This window comes from Pandoraea captiosa (assembly GCF_902459775.1).
Taxonomy (GTDB): Bacteria; Pseudomonadota; Gammaproteobacteria; order Burkholderiales; family Burkholderiaceae; genus Pandoraea; species Pandoraea captiosa.
Window position 1 is genome coordinate 1 of sequence record NZ_CABPSQ010000035.1, and the last position, 512, is coordinate 512.

Here is a 512-nt window from a genome sequence, read left to right on the forward strand (position 1 = left end):
GCCTTCGTCGCGCGCAAGGTCGAAATGACGAAGATGCCGGAGCTGGTCGCGGCGATGCACTCGCTGATCGGTCTGGCCGCCGTGTGTATCGCCGTGGCCGCTGTCGCGGAACCTGCCGCGTTCGGCATCGTTGCCGCCGGTGAGGCGCTGCCACCGGGTAACCGTATCGAGCTGTTCATCGGCACATTCGTCGGTGCGATTACGTTCTCGGGCTCGGTCATCGCGTTCGGCAAGCTCTCGGGCAAGTACAAGTTCCGTCTGTTCCAGGGCGCACCGGTCGTATTCAAGGGCCAGCACATGGTGAATCTGGCGCTGGCGATTGCCATGATCGGTTTCGGCGTGGCGTTCTTCACCACGCTGAGCTGGACGCCGTTCGTCATCATGACGGCCATTGCCTTCGTGCTCGGCGTGCTCATCATCATCCCGATCGGCGGTGCGGACATGCCGGTCGTGGTCTCGATGCTGAACTCGTACTCGGGCTGGGCCGCCGCAGGCATCGGCTTCTCGCTGAA

General features: G+C 63.5%; 1 protein-coding gene. It reads left to right on the top strand.

All coding sequences use genetic code 11. From position 1 onward, the window contains the following. On the top strand, window positions 1–512 hold a 512-nt coding region (locus PCA31118_RS26905; RefSeq protein WP_174990621.1), incomplete at both ends, for an NAD(P)(+) transhydrogenase (Re/Si-specific) subunit beta.